The 24,665-nt window shown below is 73.6% G+C and carries 1 protein-coding gene and 1 pseudogene; both read right to left on the reverse strand.

Translation table 11 applies throughout. The features are described from left to right. Positions 1 to 22 precede the first annotated feature (22 nt). Positions 23 to 3,214, reverse strand: coding sequence for an ACP S-malonyltransferase (gene fabD / locus LCH29_RS34320; RefSeq protein WP_446465597.1), 3,192 nt, complete (start codon positions 3,212 to 3,214; stop codon positions 23 to 25). After that, positions 3,211 to 24,660: pseudogene (locus LCH29_RS34325) on the reverse strand (amino acid adenylation domain-containing protein); the annotation flags it as partial. The gene fabD and the pseudogene LCH29_RS34325, both read right to left, overlap by 4 nt. Between the last annotated feature and the right edge of the window lie 5 nt (positions 24,661 to 24,665).

Genomic DNA, 24,665 nt, shown 5'->3' on the forward strand with positions numbered 1-24,665 from the left:
TTCCGGATGTGTGGGCATGGGTCTATTGCGTCTGGAGACTGCGCAGCCGGCCGTTGACGTGCTCGGCCGCGCCCTCCATGAGGGTGTCGGCGATGGCCTCGACCGTGCGGGCCCGCCGGTGTTCCAGCGGGGTCCCGGCGACCGCCTGGTTGAACGCGCCCATCGACGGGCCGCAGTGGATGAGGTAGTCGACCCTGGACCGCTGATCGCCGGTCAGCGCGAGGCGCAGGCCACGGGCGAAGTACGTGCGGAACAGGGCCGCCAGGGCCGCCTTGGGCTCCGTGCCGGGGGCCGGAGGAGGGGAGGACGCCTCCGCACCCAGGTAGCGGTGGAACACCTGGGTCCTGGTGTCGTCGTCGATCTCGGTCAGGGAGCCGTGGCGGCGCCAGAGTTCATGGAGCCGGGACGCCCGGGCGGGGAAGAGCAGCCCGCGCTTCACATAGCGGGCCTGGACGCCGAGTTCGAACAGTTCGCCCCAGGGCGCGGCGGCCACGTCGTACTCGTGCAGCTCCTGAAGGATCTCCTTCACCTGGTCACTGGTGGCCGCCTCCACCGCGCACTGGTTGACCGAACCGGTCAGCACGAATTCGGCGCCCATCAGAAACGCCGCCGCGACCGCCTCCGGGGTGCCGATGCCACCGGCGCATCCGATGTGCACCCGGTGGCCGGGCAGGGCCGACCAGTCCCGCAGCCGCAGCGTCGCGGGGAGCAGCGACAGCAGATCGGCCGTGCCACTCAGCCAGCCGCCTTCCGCTTCGACGCACAGGTCGTCCGCCATCGGGCGGTCCGCAGCGGCCCGGGCCTCGGCCTCGGTCACGGCGCCCGCCGCGAGCAGCCGGGCGACCAGCGGTTCGGGCGGTGGCGCCAGGAACGCGGCGGCGGCATCGGTCCTGGACACCTTGGCCAGGATCCGGCCGCCCTTGAGCCGGAAACGCACCAACTGCTCGGTGATCAGCGGGAAGCCGGATGCCTCGACCAGGTCGATCCCGTGCCGCAGTAGCGCGTCGACCAACACGGCCTCCTGCTCGGTTGCCCCGTACCGGTACAGGAAGTTGACCCCGAAGGCACCGCCGGGCCCCAACTCGTCTACGGCATCGCGCAGTTGCCGTTCCGTCTCGTCGGCGGAAAGGCCACCGACACCGAGGAAGCCGAGCAGGCCCGCCTTCGCCGCCGAGCGCACCAGGTGGGTTCCGGAGACACCTCCGTACATCGAGCCCACCAGATAGGCGCGCCGCAGCCCGTACCGTTCGCGGAAGCTCCGGGCGCCGAGTGCGTCGGCGTGCACAGCGGGCGTAACAGGATCGGCCACCGCCGCCGCTTGCGTGGCCGTGGGGAGGGCCGGAGCCGGCTCACCGGCCGCCTTGATGCGTCGGACCAGTTTGGTGAGCACCTGTCCGGGGCCCAGCTCGACGAAGTCGAAGTCGCCCTGCCGCATCAGGGTGTGCACGGTCTCGGTCCACCGGACCGGGGAGGCGATCTGGGCCGCCAGCCGCTCCTTGAACGTGTCGTACGTGTACGGCATGGCGTCCACGTTGGCCAGCACGGGAATCGCCGGGGCGCGCAGGTCGAACCCGGCCAGGAAGGCGGCGAACTCCTCGGCCGCCCCGCGCATGTAGCGGGAGTGCAGCGGCGCGCTGACGTTGAGCCGCACTGTTCTGGCACCGGTGGCCTCCAGGGCCGCGCACGCCGCATCGATCTGCTCGCCCGGGCCGGAGATGACGAACTGGTCCATGGCGTTGTGGTTGGCCAGGTCCAGGCCGTCGAGGCCGGGTTCGGCGAGCGTACGGGTCACGGTCGGCTCGTCGGTGCCGACCACCGCCGCCATCCCCCCGCCACCGGCGGCGGCCATCAGCTCGCCGCGCCGCCGCACCAGTCGCAGCCCGGTTTCGAAGTCGAAGGCCCCGGACGCGAAGAGCGCCACGTACTCGCCCAGACTGTGCCCGATCAGAACGTCGGGCGGCACCGGGTCCTGGTCGGCGCGCCGCAGGTACGACAGCGCGCCGACCACGTACAGCGCGGGCTGGGTGAACTCGGTGTGCCTCAGGCGGCGCTCCGGATCGCTCACGCACAGCTCCCGGATGGAGTAGCCGAGCACGCGGTCCGCGATCGCGGTGTGTTCGGGAAACTCCTCGAACAGGCCCGCGCCCATCCCCCGCCGCTGCGCCCCCTGACCAGGGAATCCGTAGACCTTCATGGCGTGTGCCTTCCTTGGTGTCTTCGGGGCGGCGTGTGCCCGGGCCGTCCCGAAGAGGTCGGTGTCCTTGGCGAACGGGCTGAGGAGCGGCAGCGAGGTGGAGCGGGTGTCCTTGGGGAGGACGGCGCGCAGGAAGTTGTGCAGGGTGCCCGAGGGGCCCAGGTCCAGGTAGAGGAAGTCGCCGCGCTCCTGGAACCACGCCATGGCGCGCTCGAACTCGATCGGCCGGCGCGCGGCGCACTGGAAGTGCTCCGTGGTGGGCCGCTCCACCGGTGCGCCGTCCACACAGGACACCCAGGGGATGCGCGGAGGCGCGAAGGCCACTCCGTCGAAGCTCCGCCGGCTCTCCTGCACCGCCCCGTCCATCAGCCGGGAGTGGAAGGCGTATTCGACGGGCAGCCGCAGGTGCACCACGTTCCGGGCGCGAAGTCCGGCTTCGGCGCGGGTCAGCGCGATCTCCGCGCCCGCGACCACGAAGCTGCCCGGGTAGTTGCGGGCGGCGATCTCACACGCGTCGAGGCCCGGCACCGACTCCATCAGCCCGGGGTCGCCGAACACGGCGAGCATGCCGCCGCGGGGGGTCGTGCGCAGCGCGTCGGCCTGCCGGACCAGCACCCGCAGGCAGTCGGACGGGTCGAGGCTGCCCGCGACGACGGCCGCCGCGTACTCGCCGAGGCTGGCTCCGAGCAGCTGGTCGGGCTCGATGCCCGCCGCCCGGAGAGTGTCCGCCAGCGCGATCTCGATCATGACGATGCCCGGGTGGGTGATCCGGGTGTCGACGAAGGGGTGGTACCTCGGCTGCTCAGGGTCGAAGATCCGGGCGAGCACCGACTCGCCCAGCTCCTCGGCGACCACGGCGTCGTAGCGTCTCAGCTCCGTACGGAACACCTCGTTCTCGTCGTACAGCTCCTTGCCCATCCCGAAGTACTGCGAGCCCTGACCGGAGAACATGAACACCACGGGCAGCGGGCCTTCCGGAGCCCGGCCGGGACGGGCGCGGTCCGCCGCCGTGCCGCTCATCGGTAGGTGTCCCAGAACAGGCCCCCGGCCGGGGCGGCGGGTGCGGCGGCGCCCCTGATGACGACCCGCCGGTTCAGCGCGGCCTCCGGCAGCGGCCGCCTGGCCGGGTGGTGGCCTACGGGCGCGGGACCGACCAGCAGGTGTGCGTTGGTGCCACCGTCGGCGAAGCAGTTGAGCGCGGCGATGCCCGCCGTCCCCGGCCATGGCCGGGGCTCCCTCGGAAAGTACAGCGGCGAGGCGGCCAGGTCGAAGTGGGCCGGCGGTTCCTGCCCGGAGCGGAACGGCACCTGCTCCTGGTGCCGCAGCATCAGCACGACCTTGATGAACGCGGCGATCCCCTCGGCGGCCAGCGGGTGTCCGATGTTCGGCTTGACGGAGCCGAGCGCCACCGGCTGTGCGGAACCGGACCGGTAGACCGCCTGGATCGCCTTGAGTTCGAGCAGGTCGGTGACGGTCGAGCCGGATCCGTTGGCCTCCACCCAGCCGATGTCCCCGGGGAAGTGGCCGCTGTGCGCCAGCGCCTGGGCCATCACCTCCTTCTGCGCCTGCGGATTCGGGGTGGCCGGGCCCGCGGTGCGGCCGTCGTTGTTGACCGCGATGCCCTTGAGGACGGCGAGCACCCGGTCCCCGTCGGACTGCGCCCGGGCCAGCGGTTTGAGGAGGACGGCACCGGCTCCCTCGCCGAGGACGAGTCCGGCCGCCCTGCGGTCGAACAGGTGGAACTCGGAGCCCGGGTTCAGCAGTCCCCGCCGGGCGAAGACCTCGTGCGCCCGCCCGTCCATGAGCAGGCTCACCCCGGCGACCACCGCCGATTCGATGTCGCCGGCCCGCAGGGCCCGTACCGCCATGTCCATCGCCACCAGGGCGGAGGAGCAGGCGGTGTCGACCACCATGCTGGGCCCGCGGAAGTCGAAGAACTGCGACACGTTCGCGGAGAGGTAGTTCTGTCCGGTGGCCATCACCGGGTTCTTCGCCTGGCCCAGCCGGATGTCGTCCGGGGCCCAGCCCGACCGGGCGCCGACGTACACACCGACCCGGCGTCCCTTCAGCTCGGCGGGCCGGTAACCGGCGTCGTGCACCGCGCTGTTGACCTGCTCGAGCAGCAGCAGCGCCTGCGGGTCCATGGCGGCGACGTCCGCCTCGGACAGCAGAAATGCCTCCGGGTCGAAGCCGAGCACATCGGGCAGCAGCCCCGCGAGGTGACCGGCCGACCCGCCGAAGCGCCCCTCGGGTACGGGCCGCAGGGCGGAGCGGCCCTCGCGCAGCAGCTCCCAGTACTCCCCCGCGGAACCGGCGCCGGGGAATAGGCAGGACAGGCCGACCACGGCGATGTCCGCACCGGCGGGTACCGGCTCGGCGGACACGGACACGGCTGATACGGGATCGGCGACGGCCTCCTTCTGTGCCACGGATGCCGCGGGCAGCGGCGCATCGGACGGGGCGCCGCCGAAGCGGGCGACGAGCTCGTCCCGGTGTTCCCGGGCGAGATGGGCCGCGAAGCCGTCGGCGGTCGGATGCTCCAGCAGCGCCGACGGGTCGATCGACACGTCCAGCTGCTTGGCCAGGGTCTGTACGAGCTGGGTGACCAGGATCGAGTCGATGCCGTAGTCGTGCACCGGGACATCGCCACTGAGCCGGGCGCGGTCGAACCGCAACTCCACCGCCAGCTGGTCGAGCAGCCATGAGGCCGCGGCGTCCATCGCGGCCCGGACCGCTCCTTGGGCGGCTCCTTCGGCCGTTCCTGGGTGCGCCCCGGACGGCTCCGGTGGGGCTGCCGGGGCCTCGGTCCGTACGGGGGCGGGCGCCAGGTGGCGGCCGGTCAGCCGCTCGGGCTGCCAGTCGGCGTCCGGACGCACCACCGCGGGCATGACCACGCGGGCGCCACTGGCGAGCGCCCGGTCCAGCAGCGCGAGCCCCTGCTCGTCCGGCAGCGTGGCCAGCCCGGAGGCCCGGTAGGCGGCGCTGCGTGCCTCCCCCATGCCGGTGTCCTTCCAGCTCGGCCACTGCACGCTCACCAGCGGCAGCCCGTGCGGGCGCGCCTCGGCGACCGCGTCCAGGTAGGCGTTCGCCATCGCGTAGTCGCTCTGCCCGACGGCCAGTGCGGGTACGGCGGCGGCGACTGAGGAGTAGAGCACGAACAGGGCAAGTGGCTGGTCGCGGAAGCACTCCACGAGGGTGTCCAGGCCGAAGACCTTGGGGCCGATCACCTGCTCGATGCCCGTGCGCGGCTTGCGAACGAAGGCGGGGTTGGCGGTGTCGGTGACGCCCGCGCTGTGGATCAACCCGCCGGCCGGGCCAAGCCTGCGGGTGACGCCCGCCAGTGCCGTGGCGATGGCCTGCCGGTCGTCCAGCGGGACGGACAGGACCTCCAGCTCCACACCCTGGTCCGCAAGCTCCGCCAGGGGGCGCAGCTTGCGGCCGAGCACGCCGCCTTCGGCGATGTGCGCTGCCCAGTCCGCCCGGGGCGGCAGCTCCTCACGGCCGGTGAGGACGAGCTTGCGGACGCCGTACCGGGCGACGAAGTGGCGCGCGGTCAGCAGTCCGATGCCACGGGTGCCACCGGTCACCCAGAGCACGTGTCCGGCCGGGAACCGTACGGGCCCACCCGTATGGTCCGGAAGTTCGCGGAGCACCGTACGGTGGCGGATCCCGTCGCGATAGGCGACCTCGGGCGGCTCATCCCCGGCGCCGAGTTCATCGGCCACCCACCGGCACAGCTGCTCGTCGTCGGCCTGCCCGAGGTCGAGGTGGCGGGAGCGCAGATGGCGGTACTCGCTCTGCAGCATCCGGTAGAGCCCGGTCCGGGCCGCGCCCGCAGGGGCCGGTGTCGTACCCCGGGAGACGAGCAAGGCGCTCAGCCCGCGCCCGCCCCCGTCCACCACTCGCTGCAACCAGCCCAGCCAGGTGTGCAGTACGGAGCGGTCGACGGGCTCCCCGGCCGGTGCGCAGCCCGCCAGGTCGACCACTGCGTCGTAGCGGTCCCAGCGGGTGTCCGTGGCGTCGAGGTCGGCTCGGAGTCGTTCGCGGGTGAGGATTTCCGCGGTCGGCAGGGTGGCGGCCAGCCGGGCGGCCGGGCCCTCGGTCCCCGGTACGGCCAGGATGGCGGTCCTGCCTGGCGGCATGGTCCGCCGCGCGGGTTCGGCGGGCATCCAGTGCCTGGTCAGCAGCAGTTCCCCGGCGGTGGGGCCGGTTTCGAGGGCCGCCAGTTCGGCGTCGGCCGCCGCCAGCCAGACCCGGCCACCGCCGAACGGATAACCGGGCAGGGGCACCCGGCCGGGCCGTGCTTCGCCGTGCAGGGCCGCCCAGTCGACCCGCCGTCCCGCGGCCCAGGCGGCCGCGCAGGCCGCCGGATCGGTCGACGGCGTCGCGTCGTCGGCCGGTTTACGGGGGTCGACTGTTCCGGTCCAGCAGTCGGCCGGTTCACCCCCGGCCGCGAACTCCTCCAGCCGGGTGGCGAGTTGCGGAAGGTCGTCGAAGCGCACCGCCAGCCGGTGCGCCATGGCCTCGCGTCCCGACTGTAGCGTCCAGGCGACTTCCTGCGGGGCCGCGCCGGAGCCCTCGGCGCGCAGGTGTGCCGCCAGGCGGCGGGCCTGTTCGGCCAGCCGATCGGGCTCCCGGGCCGAGAGGACCGCCAGGTGCGGACCGGCCGGGCGGGCCGGTGGAAGCGCGACGGCAGGGTACTCCTGGAGGATGATGTGCGCGTTGGTGCCACCCGCACCGAAGGAGCTGACGCCCGCGGTCCTCGGTCTCGTGGTGCCGTCGGCGAGCGGACGGCGCGGCCAGGGCGCGAGGGCGCGCTGGACCTCGAACGGGGTGGCCGCGAAGTCGATGTTCGGGTTGAGCGGGTCCGCGTGCAGGGTGGGAACCAGCTCACCGTGGCGCATCTGCAACAGCACCTTGGTGACGGCCGCGATGCCGGCCGCCGACTCGGCGTGCCCGATGGCGGACTTGACCGAGCCGATCGGCAGTCGCTCCGGCATGTCGTCCCCGAAGGCCCGCATCATGCCGGTCACCTCGACCGGGTCGCCGAGCGCCGTACCTGTGCCGTGTGCCTCCACGTAGTCCAGGTCCGCCGGGCGCATCCCGGCACGGTCGAGCGCGGCCCGCACCAGATCTCCCTGCGCTCTGGGGCTGGGGACGTTGAAGCCGCGCCCCGTGCCGCCGTGGTTGACCGCGGACGCCTTGACCACCGCCAGGATCCGGTCGCCGTCGGCCAGCGCTGCGTCGAGCCGCTTGAGCAGGACCGCGCCGGAACCCTCGGCCGGGACGTATCCGGTGCCGCCCTCGCCGAAGCTGCGGCAGCGGCCGTCCTCGGCGAGGAAGCCACGCCACGCCAATTGCAGGTACTTCGCCGGGTGGCTGGTGATGTTGACGCCACCGGCGACCGCCACATCGCAGTCACCGTCGCGGATGGCCTGACACGCCTGGTGGATGGTGACCAGCGCGGAGGAGCACATCGTGTCCACGGCGACGCTGGGCCCGGTGAAGTCGAAGAAGTACGACACTCGGTTGGCGACCGAGGCGAACGAGGAGTGCGGGGGCAGGCCCTCGCCGCGCAGCGCCTCCTGGACACCGTAGAGCTGGTACTGGCCGTACATCATGCCCACGAACACTCCGGTGCGGAAGCCCCGCAGCCCCTCCCGGGTGACGCCGGCGTCCTCCAGGAGATGCCAGACGGTCTCCAGGAACACCCGCTCCTGGGGGTCGGTGTGCTCGGCCTCGATGTGTGACATCCGGAAGAACATCGGGTCGAAGCGGTCGGCGCCCCGGATGAAGCCGCCCCACCTGCCGTACGTCTTGCCGGTCCGCGAGGTGTCGGCGTCGTGGAACAGGTCGTTGTTCCACCGCTCGGACGGGATCTCCTCGACGCAGTCCCGGCCCTCGCGCAGGTTGCGCCAGAACTCGTCCACGTCGTCCGCCTGCGGATACCGGCCCGCGACGCCGATGATCGCGATGTCTTCGCCGCGGGGGGTGGTGTGTGCGGTGGTGGGCTCGGCGGGGGCGGCCTCGGTGGCGACAGCTCCAACGGCGGCGGGACCGGCGGTGGCGGGACCGGCGGTGGCGGGACCGGCGGTGGCGGGGCCGGCGGTGGCGGGATGCCGTGTGGCCAGCGCCTCCGGGTGTGCTCCGGCCAGGTGGTCCGCCAGTTCGCGGACCGTCACGTACTCGAACAGCAGGGTCTTCGACAGCGGGCCGACGTGCTCCTCCAGCCGCCGGGTCACGCTCAGCGTGATCAGTGAGTCCACCCCGTACTGGTCGAAGGTCTCGGTGACAGCGATCTCCGCCTCCGGCAGCTTCAGCTCCTCCGCCATGATCCGGAGCACCAGGCGCTCGGCCCGGGCCCGTACATCCGTCGTATCCGCCACCTCGGCCGCCTGGGCCCCTGGCGCGGTGGGGTTCGTCGTGTGCTTCGTCTTCTCCTCGCCGCGCAGGGCGGTCAGGATCCGGGCCGGGTCGCCCGCCGCGAGCAGCAGCCTCGGCGCGGTCCCGGCCAGGGCCCGCTCCAGCGCGTCCAGCGCCGGGCGGGTGCGCAGCGGACGCATGCCGAGCACCCGGGCCGCGTGCTCCTGCCCACTGCTGTCGACGCGCATACCGCCGTCGGCCCACAGCGGCCAGGCGGCGGCGAGGGTACGGCCGTGCCGCGTGCCCCGGCGGCGCTGTTCCTCGCGCCGCTCGGCGAAGTGGTCGAGGAAGGCGTTGGCGAAGGCGTAGTCGGTCTGGCCGACGTTGCCGAACACCGCCGCCGCGGAGGAGAACGTCACGAAGTAGTCCAGCGCGTCCTCGCGGGTCGCCTCGTCCAGCAGCGCGGTCCCGTGCACCTTGGCGGCCAGCACCTCCTCCGCATCCGCCCGGGACTTGTGGCGCAGCAGGGCGTCCCTGAGCACCCCGGCGGCGTGCAGGACCCCGCTCACCGCACCGTGCTCCCGGCGTGCCCCGGCGATCAGCGCGTGGACCGCCGCGGCGTCGGAGCCGTCGGCCTGGACCACGCGGGCGCCGATCGCCCGGGCGCGGGCCTCGGTCCCGGGGTCGGGAGCGGTCCGCGACGCGAGCACGATGCCGCCCTCCGTGACTCCCGCGGCGCGCCGTGCGGCGGCGATGTGCTCGGCCAGCAGCAGTCCCAGCGCCCCGGTCCCGCCGGTGATGACGTGGGCTCCCGAGCCCGTGAAGGCGGACCCGGTGGCGGCGGGCAGGCTGACCTGTTGCCAGGAGCCGCGGGTTCGCCCGGTGGCGTCGATCCGGACCTCGGGTCCGCCCTCGGCGCCGAGTTCGCCGGCCACCGCCTCGGCGAGCGAGCCGTCCGCGACGGCCAGGACACCGAAGTCGAGGGACGGGTGTTCGCTGCGCACCGAGCGGGCGAACGCGGCCATCGCCGGATGGGCGGGCGATACGGCCGGAGCGCGGTGGACGTAGAGGTAGCGCAGTGCGTCGCGCCGCTCGTGCTGCCACTCCCGGCAGAAGGCCAAGGCCACGTGGAAGCCGTGCTCGACCGCGCTGCCGGGGTCGGCGTCCTCCCCCGCCAGATGTACTACATGGACGGGGCCGGGTCCCTGCCCTCCGGCGCGGACCGCCGCCCCGGCGTCGAATCCGGCGGTCAGCTCGATGTGCTGGACGGTCGCACCGGCTGCCGTGAGGGCGGCGCCGACAGCGGGGCCGTGGGATCCGGCATCCAGCACCAGAACGGTCCCCTGCCACTGCCGCGTGGTGAGAGGCGCGGGCTCCCGGACCGGTTCGAACGCAGCCACCGCATCGTCCGCGGCCGCCGTGCCCCGCGCGGCCACCATGTGGCCCGCGGGCACCGCGCGGAGCGTGAAGGACTCGATCGCGAGCACCACGTCACCCGCCCGGTCCAGCAGCGCCACGTCGAAGCAGAGCGTTCCGGCGGTGTCCGGGCGCGCCGAGGGGGTGGCGTACGCGTACATCAGCTCGGGCAGTTCGCCGTACAGCCGCACCGATCCCACGGAGAAGGGCAGATACGGCAGCGGGCGGGTCAGGTCGTCGGCGCCGGGCGCGAGTCGGCCCGCCGTCTGGAGGGCAGCGTCCAGGAGCGACGGGTGGAACACGTAGTCAGCGGCGTCCGCGACGCGCGCCCCGGGCAGGCGCAAGGACGCCAGCGCCTCGCGCTCGCCGACCGCGAGTTCTTCGATCACCCGGAAACTGGGACCGTAGTCCAGGCCCAGCCGGGAGAAGGCCGTGTAGCAGTCGGCACCGGCCCGGACGGCCGTGCAGCGCGCCCGCACGCCCGCCGGGTCGATCCGGGCGGGACGGTCCCCGGCTTCGCCGACCAGCAGCGTGCCGTGCGCGTGCACCGTGACGTCGTCACCGGCGGTGCGCACCTCGAAGGAGGTGCCGCTGTCGCCGGTCAGCCGGACCACCACCCGGTGCTCGCTGCCTGCGGGGACCCGGATGGGGCTCGCCCACACCAGGCCGTCGACGCCGCGAACCGGTGCGCTCAGGGCGCGTTCACCGGCCAGCCGGGCCATCTCCAGGTACACCACGCCGGGCAGCACAGGCTCGCCGCCGACGACGTGGTCGTGCAGGAAGAACTCTTGCCCGGTGAGGGTCTTGGAGAAGGCCGGGCCGCCCTCGGTGGGGGCAGCGGTGTCCAGCAGGGCCGGATGCGGCGGGGTGACGGCCCGGCCGGGTGCCACCGCCGGGGACGGCCCTGGTGCGAACCAGTGGCGAGTGGCGGCGAACGGGTAGGTGGGCAGGTGCACCCGGCGCGGGGCGGTGCCCCGGTGCAGCGCCCGCCAGTCGATGTCGGCACCGGACAGCCACGCGCGGGAGACCGTGGCCACATCGGGTGTATCGCTGACCGCCGGGTGCGGGGCGGCGCCCCGTTCGGCCTGTCCGGTGCGCACCGCCGAGGGGTGGCCGGACAGGTGCGCGACCAGCTCCGCGCGCAGCCCCGCGGTGCCGTCCGCCACCACGGCGAGCCGGTGGCCCATGGGCTCCCGTCCGGTCTGGAGGGTGTATGCCAGGTCGCCCGGCCGGACATCGTGATCCGCCAGGTGGTCGGCGAGTTGCCGCGCGGAGCGCCGCAGCGCCTCGGGGTCGCGGGCGGAGAGGACGAACAGCTGCTGCACCGCACCGTCCTCGCGGGTGTCCGGCATGTGGTCTTCCTCCACTACGACGTGCGCGTTGGCCCCTCCGAAGCCGAAGGAGCTGACACCGGCGCGCCGCGGCAGCTCGTGTCCGGCCGCGTCGCGCGGCCGCGGCCAGGGGCGGGCGGTGGCAGCCACCTCGAACGGGCCGCCGTCGAGTTCCAGGTAGGGGTTCTGCTCACGCAGGTGGAGGCTGGCCGGGATGGTGCCGTGCCTCATGGCCAGCACCACCTTGAACAGCCCGGCGATGCCGGCCGCGGCCTCCAGGTGGCCGATGTTCGTCTTGACCGACCCGATGGCGCAGCCGGGCGCGGCGGTGGTGCCCTGTTCCGCGCGCAGCCGGCGGAAGGCGGTGCTCAGCCCGGTGGTCTCGATCGGGTCGCCCAGCGCGGTGCCGGTGCCGTGGGTCTCGATGTAGCCGACCGTCTCCAGTGGCACACCGGCGGTGCGGTACGCCTCGGCCAGCAGATCCGCCTGGGCGTCCGGGCTGGGTGCGGTGAGCGATGTCGTACGGCCGCCGTGGCCCGCCGCGGCCGCCCGGATGACGGCGTGCACGGCGTCGCCATCGCGCCTGGCCCGGTCGTCCAGCTTGAGCAGCACGGCGCCGACGCCCTCGCCGCGTACGTAGCCGTCGGCCCGACTGTCGAAGGTCTTGCAGCGGCCGTCCGGGCTCAGCATCCCGCCCTGGCTCAGCACCTCGTACACCGTCGGCGTGAGGATGAGGTTGACGCCGCCCGCGAGGGCCAGGTCGCAGGTGCCGTCGCGCAGCGCGGCGCAGGCCAGGTGGACGGCGGAGAGCGAACTGGAGCAGGCCGTGTCCACGGCCATGCTGGGGCCGCGCAGATCCAGCAGGTAGGAGATCCGGTTGGGGATGACGGACAGCGCCGCGCCGGTGGCGGTGTGGCTCTGCGGGGCGTGGCCGGCGGCCCGCTGGGCCTCCAGGTAGTCGGCGTTGGCCACCCCGATGAACACTCCGACGCGCTGTCCGGCGAGGTCGGACGGGCGGTAACCGGCGTCCTCGACGGCCGCCCAGACCACCTCCAGCAGCAGCCTCTGCTGGGGGTCCATCAGCTCCGCCTCGCGCGGCGAGATGCCGAAGAAGGCGGCGTCGAAGCGGTCCGCGCCGGGGATGAAGCCGCCCCAGCGGGAGGACGGCTGGTCGCGCCAGTCCCAGCGCCCGGCGGGCACTTCGCCCACCAGGTCGTGCCCGGCGGCCAGATGGGACCAGAACGCGTCCAGGTTCTCCGAGCCGGGCAGGCGCCCGGCCATGCCGATGATCGCGGCATCGCCGCCGGGCCGCGGCCCGGCCGGTTGCCCGGCTGGCCGCGGCTCGGCCGCCGGTCGTTCCGCGGCGGCACCGAACCGTGAGGTCAGCTCGGCGGGGTGGTGTTCCCACAGGTGCTCGGCCAGCGCGGACAGCGTGCCCTTGCGGTAGAAGAGGGTCGGACGGACCTCGATGCCGTACGCATTGCGCAGTTCGGCGCTCAGCGCGGTGAAGCGCACCGAGTTCATGCCGACCTCGCCGAGCGGCGTGTCCGGACCGATGTCCTGGGGTCGTACGTCCGCCAACTCGCCTACGACAAGGGCGAGTTCGGACATCAGTGCCTCAACGCGGCCCGTGGCCGCGGCGGGTTCGGCGGACCGCGGTGGCCGCTCGGTCGCCGGGTTGCCGAAGCGCGCCCGCAGGTCGGCCGGTGCCAGTGTGGCCAGCGCGGTGCGGTCGACCTTGCCGTTGAGCGTGTACGGGAGGGAAGCCATCCGGATCAGTGCGTCGGGGAGCATATGGGATGGCAGCCAGGCGGCGAGCCGGTCCCGGGTCGGTTCGGGGGCACCGTCGTCGAGCACGTAGCACGCCCGCAGCGTGCTGTCGCCGCCACCGCGGCCATGTGCCACCACCGCGGCCTCGCGTACGCCTTCCAGCCGCCGCAGTGCCGACTCGATCTCCTCCGGTTCGACCCGGAAGCCACGCACCTTCACCTGGGCGTCCATCCGGCCCAGGTAGGCGATCCGCCCGTCGGCCAGCCTGCGGACCAGGTCGCCCGTGCGGTACATCGTGGCGTCCGGGCGGGTCGCGAAGGGGTCGGGCAGGAAGCGCTCGGCGGTCAGCTCGGGGCGGCCGAGGTAGCCATCGGCCACGCCGTCGCCGCCGATGTACAGCTCACCAGCGACACCGGTGGGCACCGGCCTGCGCGCGCTGTCGAGCACGTACAGCCCGGTATTGGCGACCGGAGTCCCGATGGTGACGGGCTCGCCGCGCCGCAGCCTGCTCACCGCCGACCAGATGGTGGTCTCGGTGGGGCCGTAAAGGTTCCACACCTCGCGGCAGGCGGCGAGCAGCGCCTGCGCCGTGTCGTACGGCAGCGCCTCGCCACCGCAGAACACCCTGAGGTCCGGATTCCCCTGCCAGCCCGCGGCGAGCAGCATCTTCCAGGTGGCCGGGGTCGCCTGGATCACCGTGGCCGTGCCGCGCTCGACCTCCTCCCGCAGCAGCAGTCCGTCCTGGGCGACCTCGGTCGGCACGATCTCGACAGTGCCGCCGCTGATCAGCGGGAGGTACAGCTCCAGACCGGAGATGTCGAAGCAGACGGTGGTGAGGGCGAGCAGTGTGTCCCCGGCCCCGAATCCGGGTTCCCGGAGCATGGACCAGAGGAAGTTGACCAGTGCCCGGTGCGGGACGCGGACGCCCTTGGGACGGCCGGTGGAGCCGGAGGTGTACAGCACGTACGCGGTGTCCAGCGGCCCCGCGGGGCCCGGCGAGGCGGCCGCGGGCGGCTGCCCGTCGCCGTCGACGAGCAGTCGGGGCGCCGTGTCACCGCAGGTGGCCTCGACGGCGGAGTGGGTGAGGAGCAGGTGCAGCCCGGCGTCCTCGGCCATGTAGGCGAGCCGCTGCGCGGGATACGCCGGGTCGAGCGGTACGTACGCGCCACCGGCGGCCTGGACGGCGAGCAGGGCCACCGGCAGTCCGGCGTCACGCGGCAGCAGGACACCGACCGTACGGCCGCGTCCGACGCCCGCGGCGACCAGACGGGCGGCCAGCGCGTCCACCCGCTCCCGCAGCCGGCGGTAGGTCAGCTCCGTGCCCCGGAAACGTACCGCCACCGCGTCAGGGCGTGCCTCGGCCTGGCGCCGCACCAGCTCCCACACCAGGGTGTCGGCCGGGTACGCGGCGGTGGCGGGCGGGGCCAGCATGGCACGCTCGCCCTCGGTCAGCAGCTCCAGTTCGCCCACCGCGGCCCCGGGGGCGCCGACCGCGGACGCGAGCAGGGTGCCGAAGTGGTCGCCGATCCGCTCCACCGTGGCGGCGTCGAACAGGTCGGGGTTGTACTTCAGGGTGTACCGGCAGCCCTCCGGGTGGTCGATCAGGTCGAGGGTGAGGTCGAACTCGCCCTCCTGGTGCACGCCCTCGACGCGGTCCCGGACGAGGCCGTCATTGCGCATGTCGCGGGCCCAGTTGTGGAAGTAGAAGGCGACGTCGAAGAGCCTGTCATGGGCGGCGGGGTGCTCGCGCCTCAGCTCCTCGGCGAGGGTGATCAGCGGGTAGGCGCCGTGCCGCAGGGCGTCCATCACCGTCCGGTGCACCCGGCGTACCAGCGTGTGGAAGGGCTCCTGCCCGTCCACGCGCTCGGCCAGGACCACCATGTTCATGAAGTAGCCGAGCACATCGTCGTAGCCCTCGGCCGGACGGTTTGCCGTCGGGGTACCGACGGCGATGTCGGCCTGGTCGCTGTAGCGGTGCAGCAGGGCGAAGAAGGCAGCCAGCATGACGCTGGACAGCGAGGTCCGCTCGGCGGTGGCGAGGTCCCGGGCCCGCTCGGTCACCGCCGCGGGCAGTCGTCCTTCCACCACCGCGCCCCGGAAACCGGGCTCCGGCGGCCGCGGCCGGTCCAGGGGCAGCGGGACGGTCGTCCGGCGGTCGCGCAGCCGGTCCGTCCAGTACGCGCGCAGGCGCTCTCCCTCGGGCCCGGCCAAGAGATCGCGCTGATGGGCCGTGAAGTCGGCGAAACTGCGGGTGGGTCGGCTGTCCGGCAACGGACGGCCTTGGCGGACCGTGCGGTAACCGCGCTCGACGTCGTCCAGCAGCAGGGGGATGGACACCCCGTCCAGCACCAGGTGGTGCACGGTCAGCAGCAACGCGTGGCGGCCGTCGCCGAGGGTGTACAGCGTGGCGCGCACCAGCGGGCCCCGGGACAGCTCGAAGGGCTGCCGCATGTCCACCCGTATCCGGTCGCGGAGGTCCGCTTCGTCGTCCGAGGTGAGGAAGACCTGCTGGAACGGCAGCTCGGGTTCGGCGGCTATCCGTACGAAGGGCCGCCCGTCCTCGCCGGTACGGACGGTCGAGCGCAGCGCGTCGTGCCGGTCCACGACGTCCTGGAGGACGACGCGCAGGGCGAGGACATCGACGTCGCGGTCGAGCCAGAAGGCGAGCGGGAGGTTGTAGGCGTGGTTGCCGGGTGCGATCTGCTCGATCACCCACAGCGCGCGCTGTCCCTCCGACAGCGGGTGGGTGATCAGTTCGGCATCGGTGCGCGGGCGCAGGACCGGTGCCGCCCCGGCTGCCGCCGGGGACGGCTGGGTCATGGGGGCGACGTCGGCGGCCGCGGCAGGTGCCACCACTGCGGTGAGCCAGCCAGCCGTCAGATGCGCCGTCAACTCCCGTAGCGTCGGGCGCTCGAAGAACTCGTCCAGCGGCACGGGCACACCGAACGCGTCATCCACCGCGGCCACGATCTTCAGTCCGCTCAGCGAGTCGAAGCCGTAGTCCGCCAGCGGACGATCCGGATCGATCCGCTCGTCCAGCTTCAAAACCCGTTCCAACAGCTCCCGCAGCCGGTCCTCGATCCCGTCGGCCGGATCCGGCCGCGAGCCCGTGGCTGCCACCTCGGCGGCGGGCTCCGCCGACGGACCGCCGGGCACGGCGGCGTCGCTCTCGGCGACCAGCAGCCGCTGGCCCCATTCGCCCTCCTCCGCGCCGAGGACCCTGACCCGTGCGTAGCCCTCCTCCTGGAGCAGCCGGGTCCAGGCGGGCGGCGTGGCCAGCGGTGAGCCCGGAATGCGCAGCTCGCTGTCCTCGAAGGCCCACCACCCCTCCATCACGCCGCCACCGACCGTGAGGTACGGCCGGATGGCGGTCAGCTCGTTGAGCACCAGCAGGCCACCGGGCTTCAGCAGTTCCCTGACCTTGCGCAGGGTGGTCCGCAGATTCCTGGTGGCGTGCACCACGTTGGTGGCCAGGACCACATCGGCGGAACCGGGTACGAAGCCCTGCTCGATGAGTCCGCGTTCCAGGTTGAGCAGTTGGAACCCGGCGAACGGGTAGGCCGCGGCGAACCGCTCGCGTCCGTGCTCCAGGAAGCGCGGTGAGATGTCGGTGAAGGTGAAGCCGACCCGGCCGGAGTGCGCGGCCAGCGCCGACAGCACCCGCTCGCTGGTCGCACCGGTCCCGGCGCCCAGCTCGACCACCTGGACGTGTTCGTGGGCCGGAAGCTGCGGCAGCCGGGCGCGGAGGAAGTGGCGCACGGTGTCGGCGGCCAGCACATTGAAGTGGTCGGTGAGCGGGTTGCCGCGGTAGAGGTCCTGCACCAGCTCCATCGAGGAGTCGGGGAACATGACCTCGGTGCCCACCAGTTCGCCGCGCAGCAGCCGTGGGTAGGCCCGCAGGAACTCGCGGTTGAGGGTGACGGTGGGCTCGATGTCCGGGCACGCGTCCGCCACCCGCTCGAACTCGGCCTCCCAGCGGTCCGCCCCCTCGGCCTGGTGTGCCCCGGCCACCGCGTCGGTGGTGATGACGTGGTCACCGTCCCGGGTCAGGAACCCGGCCTCCGCCAGCAGGTCCAGCAGCGCGTCGTGCAACCGCTGGAACTTGTCCCGGATGCGGAGCCCGACGCGCAGTTCCCCACCGTGGTGGCGCTCGCCCGGGTGCTGGAAGACACCCATGCGCTGGTAGACGCCGAGCACCCCGGACACCGAGGCCGCGTCCAGCGCCGCGTACCCGGCGAGCACCCGGGCGACGGCGGGCTCCGGGCCGGCCGCCGCCGGCGCAGGGGCGGGTGACTCGCCGGGCGGCCGGGGGATCCAGCAGCGTTTACGGGCGAACGGATAGCCCGGCAGCTCTATCCGGCGAGCTGCGACGGGGGTGATACGGGACCAGTCCACCTCGGCGCCGGCCACCCAGCTCGCGGCCACCGCCATGAGGTCGCCCCGGCTCAGCGCGGCCTCCAGGGCGGTGGTCTCGTCCTCGGAGAGCGACACCCGGATACGGGCCGTGCGCCCGGTGCTGAGCCGGCCCTCGTCCCGGCCCGCCGCGTACATCTCCAGCAGACGTGCGGCCTCGGACACCGAAGCGGCCGTCAGGGCGAGCCGGAACTCGTAGGCGGTACGGCCCGATCGCAGAGTGTGGGCGACATCGGCGAGTCGCGGACCCCGGTTGGCGGTGGTCTCGCCCCCCGGCACGTTGCCGGTCGCCGTCTCCTCGCCGTGCGGCATCAGGCCCGCCACCGCGTCCGCCACCGCTCCGATGGTCCCGGCCATCGTGGCGGCCGGGGGCAGCTCGGTGCCCAGCTCCTCCGCCAGCAGCGAGTAGTAGTGGGCGCGCTCGGCCACGCCGAAGCCGCAGTCCACCAGATCGGTCGCGAGGTCGAGGGAGTCCGGTGCCACGCCCGCCATCTCCGCGGCCAGCCGGAGGCACAGACGTCCGGCGTCCTGCGTGGCGTCCCCGGTCACAGCCGTCTCGTACGCGGTGGGGCCGCCGCCCAGGAAGGTGGCCAAGTCCGCCGCGTAAGCCCGTAGCCGCTCCTCGGTCCTGGCCGAGAGCACCAGCAGCTGTTCGGACTGCTCGTCGATCGGCTCCGGCTCGGACTCGGTGGCCAACGGATACTCCTCCAGAACGACACAGGCATTGGCGCCGCCCGCGCCGAAAGAGCTGACAAGGGCACGCCGTGGCGACGGCTGCGGGGCGCCGTCCGCGCCGGAGTCCTCCAGCGGGCTCCAGGGCCGCAGTGTCCGCTGCACCTCGAACGGCGTGCTCGCGAAGTCGATTTCGGGGTTGCGGCGGTCCGCGTGCAGCGACGGCGCCAGCATTCCGTGCCGGAATTGCAGCAGCACCTTGGTCAGACCCGCGATACCGGCCGCGGCCTCCAGGTGGCCGATGTTGGACTTCACCGAGCCGAGCGCCACCGCCGGCCCTTCCGCCCGGCGCTCCGGGTCCACCGGCCCGCCGAACACCTCGGTCAGTCCCGCGATTTCGATCGGGTCGCCGAGGTGGGTGCCGGTGCCGTGTGCCTCCACGTAGCCGATGGTCCGCGCCGTGACACCGGCCCGGTCCAATGCGCCGCGGATCACCGCGGCCTGGGCGGACGCCTTGGGCACGGTGTAACCACCGGCGTCGCCACCCGCGTTGATGGCCGATCCGCGGATCACTCCGAGCACCCGGTCGCCGTCGGCCAGCGCCGCGGCCAGCGGCTTGAGCAGGACGGCGCCCACGCCCTCGCCGTCGACGAAGCCGTCCGCGTCGGCGCCGAACGCCTTGAGCCGGTCGTCGTGGGAGAGCATCCCCGCCTGGGCCAGGCTGCGCAGGTGCTGCGGGTGCAGGATGAGGTTGACGCCGCCTGCGAGGGCCGCCGCGCACTCCCCGCTCAGGATGCTGCGGCATGCCAGGTGGACGGCGGTGAGCGAGGCCGAGCACGCGGTGTCGACCGCGAGGCTCGGTCCGGTGAAGTCGAAGAAGGACGACACCCGGTTGGCGACCGACCAGTGGCGGGAGTGGGCGTCGGTCGGCACACCGAGCGCGCTGGCCTCGCCGCCCATCCACGCGTAGTCGTTGCTCATCACACCGGCGAACACACCGACGGGTCCCTGCGCGGCGAGCGTGGCCGCCGGATAGCCGGCGTCCTCCAGGGTCGCCGCCGCGGTCTGGAGGAACAGGCGTTCCTGCGGGTCCATGGCCTCGGCATCGGCGGGCGAGATGTGGAAGAACATCGGGTCGAACGCGTCGACGTCGTCGATGAAACCTGCCCACTTGCTGTAGGCGCCCCGCACGCCGGACGGGTCGTAGTGCGCGTCGGCGTCCCAGCGTTCGGCGGGGACCTCGCGGATGCAGTGCCTGCCCCGGGCGAGGTTGTCCCACAGCTCGCCGACCGTCCCGGCCAGCGGGTAGCGGCCGGCGACGCCGATGACCGCAATACGGTCGTCATCGGCCACCTCGGCCGTCCCCCCGGCCGTCGGTGCGGCGGTCCGGACGGCGGAGGACGGCTGTTCGGCGTCGAGCAGCCTGCCGGTGAGGAAGGCGGTGAGCACCCTCGGGGTGCGGTGTTCGAACACCAGGGTCGCGGGAAGCCGCAGCCGGGTGCGGGCGCTCAGCCGGTTACGTACCTCCAGCGCGGTCAGTGAGGTGAAACCGAGGCGCTGGAAGTCGGCGTCGGGGTCGATGCCGGTGTCGGAGTCGTGTCCCAGCGCCGCGGCGGTCTCGCGCAGCACCAGCCGCTCGACGAAGCGTTCCCGCTCGTCCTCGGACATCGCCCGCAGACCACCGGTGCCGGGCCCGTCGTGGGTGGTGCCACCCGTGGCGAGAGGACCGGCGGTGAGCGGGGCGGGCGTGCGGCGGCGCCGTGCCGGGGCGAGGGTGCTGAGCAGGGGCGGTGTGCCGTCGGCCGTGGAGTCCGGGGCCGTCGGGTCCAGGCGGGCCGGGAGCAGCTGCGCCCGGTCCGTGCCGAGGGCGGCGTCGAACAGCGCCAGGCCCTCTTCGGTGGCCAGCGGCCGGACACCGGCACCGGTCAGGCGCGCGAGGTCGGTTTCGTCCAGCCGTCCGGTCAGCGCGCTGCGCTCGGCCCACAGGCCCCAGCCCAGGGCCAGCGCGGGCAGGCCCAGACCACGGCGTTGGTGTGCCAGGGCGTCGAGGACGGCGTTGGCGGCGGCGTAGTTGCCCTGCCCGGCGGTGCCCAGCGTGGCGGACAGCGAGGAGAACAGCACGAAGGCCGACAGGTCCAGGCCGCGGGTGAGTTCGTGCAGATGCCAAGCGCCTTCGGCCTTCGCCGCCAGCACCGAACGCAGCCGCTCCGGTGTCAACGAGCCGATCACACCGTCGTCCAGGGTTCCGGCGGCGTGCACCACGGCGCGCAGCGGCCGGTCCGGCGGAATGGCGGCGAGCAGGGCGGCGAGCGCGTCGCGGTCGCTGACGTCACACTCCACGGACGATGCCATCGCGCCCATTTCGGCCAGCTCGTCTGCGAGTTCCGGCGCTCCCCGGCGGGCGGCCAGCACGAGGTGGCGGACTCCGTGTTCGGCCACCAGATGACGGGCCACGAGTCCGCCGAGTGTGCCCGACGCGCCGGTGATCAGCACCGTGCCGTCGGCCGGAAACGCCGGTTCCGCCGTCGCCGCGGGCGGTTCCACGCGCACCAGGCCGGGCACGTACCGGTCGCCGCCGCGCACCAGGATCTGGGGCTCGCCGGAGGCCAGCAGGGACGGCAGCAGCCGGGGCAGACCGTCCATGTCGTCGGTGTCGACCAGCACGATCCGGTCCGGGTTCTCGGTCTGCGCCGATCGGACCAGGCCCCACACGGCGGCGGTGGCCACATCCACCTCCGCACCGGTCACGGCATCGGCCGCCACGGCACGCTCGGTGGCCACCACCAGGCGCGCCTCACCGGTGTCCGCGTCGGCGAGCCAGGCTCGCAGATCCCCGAGCACACCGGAGACCACGGTGTGCACCCGCTCGGGCGGATCGCCGTCGGCGGACGGGCAGCGCAGCACCGTGACGCCCTCAATGCCGATCGCGGCGTCGGCGGCGGTGTCCGGCCGCGCCGCGTGCCAGCCCAGCTCGAACAGCCCGGCGATGCCCTCGCCGTCCGGAACGTCCTGGAGCGCGTCGCCCAGCGGACGCAGCGTCAGCGCGTCGGCCGACAGGACGCCGTGGCCGGTGGCATCGGCGATACGCAGTGCCACAGCACCGTCCGCCAGCGGGGTGATCCGCGCCCGCAGCCCGGTCATCCCCACTGCGGTCTCCGGGGCCGACCACCGGACGCCGCTCCAGGAGAACGGCAGTGCCGGGTCGGTGGTCGGGTCCAGGGCTGCGTGCAGGGCGGCGTCCAGCAGCGCGGGGCGGACCGGCTCGGGCAGCCGCACCTCGGCGAACAGTTCGCCGCCGTGCCGCCACAGGGCCCGCAGCCCCCGGAAGCCGGGCCCGTACTCCAGGCCCCGCGCGTCCAGGTCCTCGTACCAGGAGGCGAGGTCCACCGGCTCGGCGCCCGGAGGCGGCCAGGCGGCGAGATCCGCCGCGTCCCCGGAAGGCGCTACCGCGTCATCGGCGAGCGCGCCGGTGGCGTGCAGCTGCCAGTCGGACTCGGGGGCGCGGGCGTACAGCCGCAGGGGCCGGTGGCCGCTGTCGTCGGCGGGGTCCACCAGCAGCTGGATCTCGACCTCGCCCCGCTCGGGCACCACCACGGGCGCCCGCAGGGTCAGTTCGTCCACCACCGGGCCCGCGTGCAGCGCCATCTCCAGCAGGACGGTGCCCGGTACGACGGCCCGGCCCCGTACGCGGTGGTCGGCCAGCCACGGGTGGGTACGCAGCGACAGCCGGCCGGTCACCACGGTCCGCTCGTCGTCCGCCAGCTCGACGACGGGGCCCACCAGCGGTTCCGGTGTCCGGAGCCAGTACGGCCGGTACTCGAAGGCGTAGGTGGGCAGTTCCACGGTGCGGGCGCCGGTGCCCTCGAAGGCATGCGTCCAGTCCACCGCGAGGCCGTGGGTGTGCAGCCGGGCCATGGACAGCAGGAAGCGCCGGACCACGTCCTCCCCACGGCGCAGGGTGTCCGCCACCACCACGCCGTGGCCGGAGGTGTCGTCGACCGTGTCCTGGACGGCCATGCCGAGCAGGGGGTGCGGGCTGACCTCCACGAACACCCCGAACCCGTCCGTGTACAGGGCCCGTACGGTCTCCTGGAAGCGCACCGGCTCCCGCAGGTTGCGGTACCAGTACGCGGTGTCCAGCTCGGTGCCGTCCAGTGGGCCCGCCGTCACCGTCGAGTAGAACGGCACCTGCGAGGGGCGCGGCTGAATCGTGGCCAGGACGTCCATCAGCTCGGCTTCCAGCGATTCCACCTGCGCGGAGTGCGCGGAGAAGTCCACTCCCGCGACGTTCCACCGCATCACCCCGGCCCCGGCCAGGACGGTGCCCAGCTCCCGCAGGGCGTCCGGGTCGCCGGACACGACCACGGTGGTGGGGCCGTTGACCGCCGCCACCGAGAGCCGGGTCCCGAAGGGTTCGATCCGCTCCCGCACCCAGGATTCGGAGGCCACGATGGACAGCATCCCGCCGCCACCGGCGAGGGCCCGCAGCGCGCGGGCGCGCAGCGCGGACACCCGCGCGCCGTCCTCCAGGGACAGCGCGCCGGCCACGCACGCGGCAGCGATCTCGCCCTGGGAGTGACCCACCACGGCCGACGGGACGAGCCCCGCCGAACGCCACACCTCGGCCAGCGAGACCATGACCGCCCACAGCGCGGGCTGGACCACGTCCACCCGCGACAGGGCCGCCTCGTCCTCCAGGACCTCCCCCAGCGACCAGTCGACCAGACCGCTCAGCGCCCGCTCGCACTCGTCCAGCCGCGCGGCGAACTCCGGGGAGGAAAGCCGGAGTTCGCGGGCCATCCCGGCCCACTGCGAGCCCTGGCCCGGGAACACCCACACCACACCGGACTCGGGGACGACGGAGCCCTCGGCCACGCGCGGCGACGGCTCGGCCGCGGCGAGGGCGGCCAGTCCGTCGGCGAGTTCGGCACGGTCCTCGGCGACGACGACGGCGCGGTGGTGCAGCGCCGAACGGGTCGTGACCGTGGAGTATCCGATGTCCGCCGGTGTGACGTCCGGGTCGGCCTCCGCCCGCTCCAGCAGCCGCGCCGCCTGGGCCCGCAGTGCGGTCTCCGTCGCGCCCGACACCACCACCGGCACCGGGGCCGCCACCGCCGGTCCGGTCTCGTCGGCTTCCGCGGCGGGCGGCTCTTCGATGATCACGTGGGCGTTGGTGCCACTGGCGCCGAACGCCGACACCCCGGCCCGGCGCGGCCGGTCTCCGAGGGGCCACTGCCGCCGCTCGGTCAGCAGCCCGACCGCGCCCGACGACCAGTCCACGTGCCGCGAGGCCACGTCGGCGTGCAAGGTGCGCGGCAGCACACCGTGGCGCATGGCCATCACCATCTTGATGACGCCGCCGACGCCCGCGGCCGCTTGGGCGTGGCCGATGTTCGACTTGAGGGAGCCGAGCCAGAGCGGTTCCGTACGGCCCTGTCCGTAGGTGGCCAGCAGCGCTTGCGCCTCGATGGGGTCGCCGAGGACCGTGCCGGTGCCGTGCGCTTCGACGGCGTCCACGTCCTGGGGGGACAGCCCGGCCGAGGCGAGCGCCTGCCGGATGACCCGCTCCTGCGACGGCCCGTTGGGGGCCGTAAGCCCGCTGGAGGCGCCGTCCTGGTTGACCGCCGAGCCGCGCAGCACGGCGAGTACGCGGTGGCCGTTGCGCCGTGCGTCCGACAGCCGCTCCAGCACCACCATGCCCACGCCCTCGGCCCAGCCCGTGCCGTCGGCCGCGTCCGAGAACGCCTTGCACCGGCCGTCGGGCGACAGGGCGCGCTGACGCGAGTACTCCACGAACGTCCGCGGCGTCGCCATCACCGCCACCCCGCCCGCCAGCGCCAGTGCGCACTCACCGGACCGCAGCGCCTGCGCCGCCAGGTGGAGCGACACCAGCGACGAGGAACACGCGGTGTCCACGGACACCGCGGGACCCTCCAGCCCGAGGGTGTAGGCCACACGGCCGGACGCCACGCTCGGCAGGCTGCCGGTGAACAGGTGGCCCTCGAAGCCCTCGGCGGCGCCTTCCGGACGCGACCCGTAGTCGCCGTACATCACCCCGGTGAAGACCCCGGTGCGGCTGCCGCGCAGCGACGCGGGGGCGATCCCGGCGCGCTCCAGCGCCTCCCAGCTCGACTGGAGCAGCAGGCGCTGCTGCGGATCGGTGGCCAGCGCCTCCTTGGGCGACATCCCGAAGAAGGCCGCGTCGAAGTCGGCCGCGTCGTGCAGGAACCCGCCGTGCCGGGTGTAGCTCGTACCGGCCCGGTCCGGGTCGGGGTCGTACAGCCCGTCGAGGTCCCAGCCGCGGTTCACCGGGAACTCGGACACCGCGTCGATGCCGTCGGCCACCAGCCGGTACAGCTCCTCGGGCGAGGACACGCCGCCGGGGAAGCGGCACGCCATGCCCACGATCGCGATCGGCTCCCGGCCCGTCGGCTCCTGGCTCGTCGACTCCAGCTCCGCCACCTTCCGGCGCGTCTGGCGCAGTTCGGCGGTGACCCGCTTCAGGT

This window comes from Streptomyces sp. BRA346, from assembly GCF_052851135.1.

Excerpts from the sequence above, each read along its gene's own strand:
- fabD (WP_446465597.1), bottom strand. The coding sequence starts at position 3,214 with ATGAGCGGCACGGCGGCGGACCGCGCCCGTCCCGGCCGGGCTCCGGAA.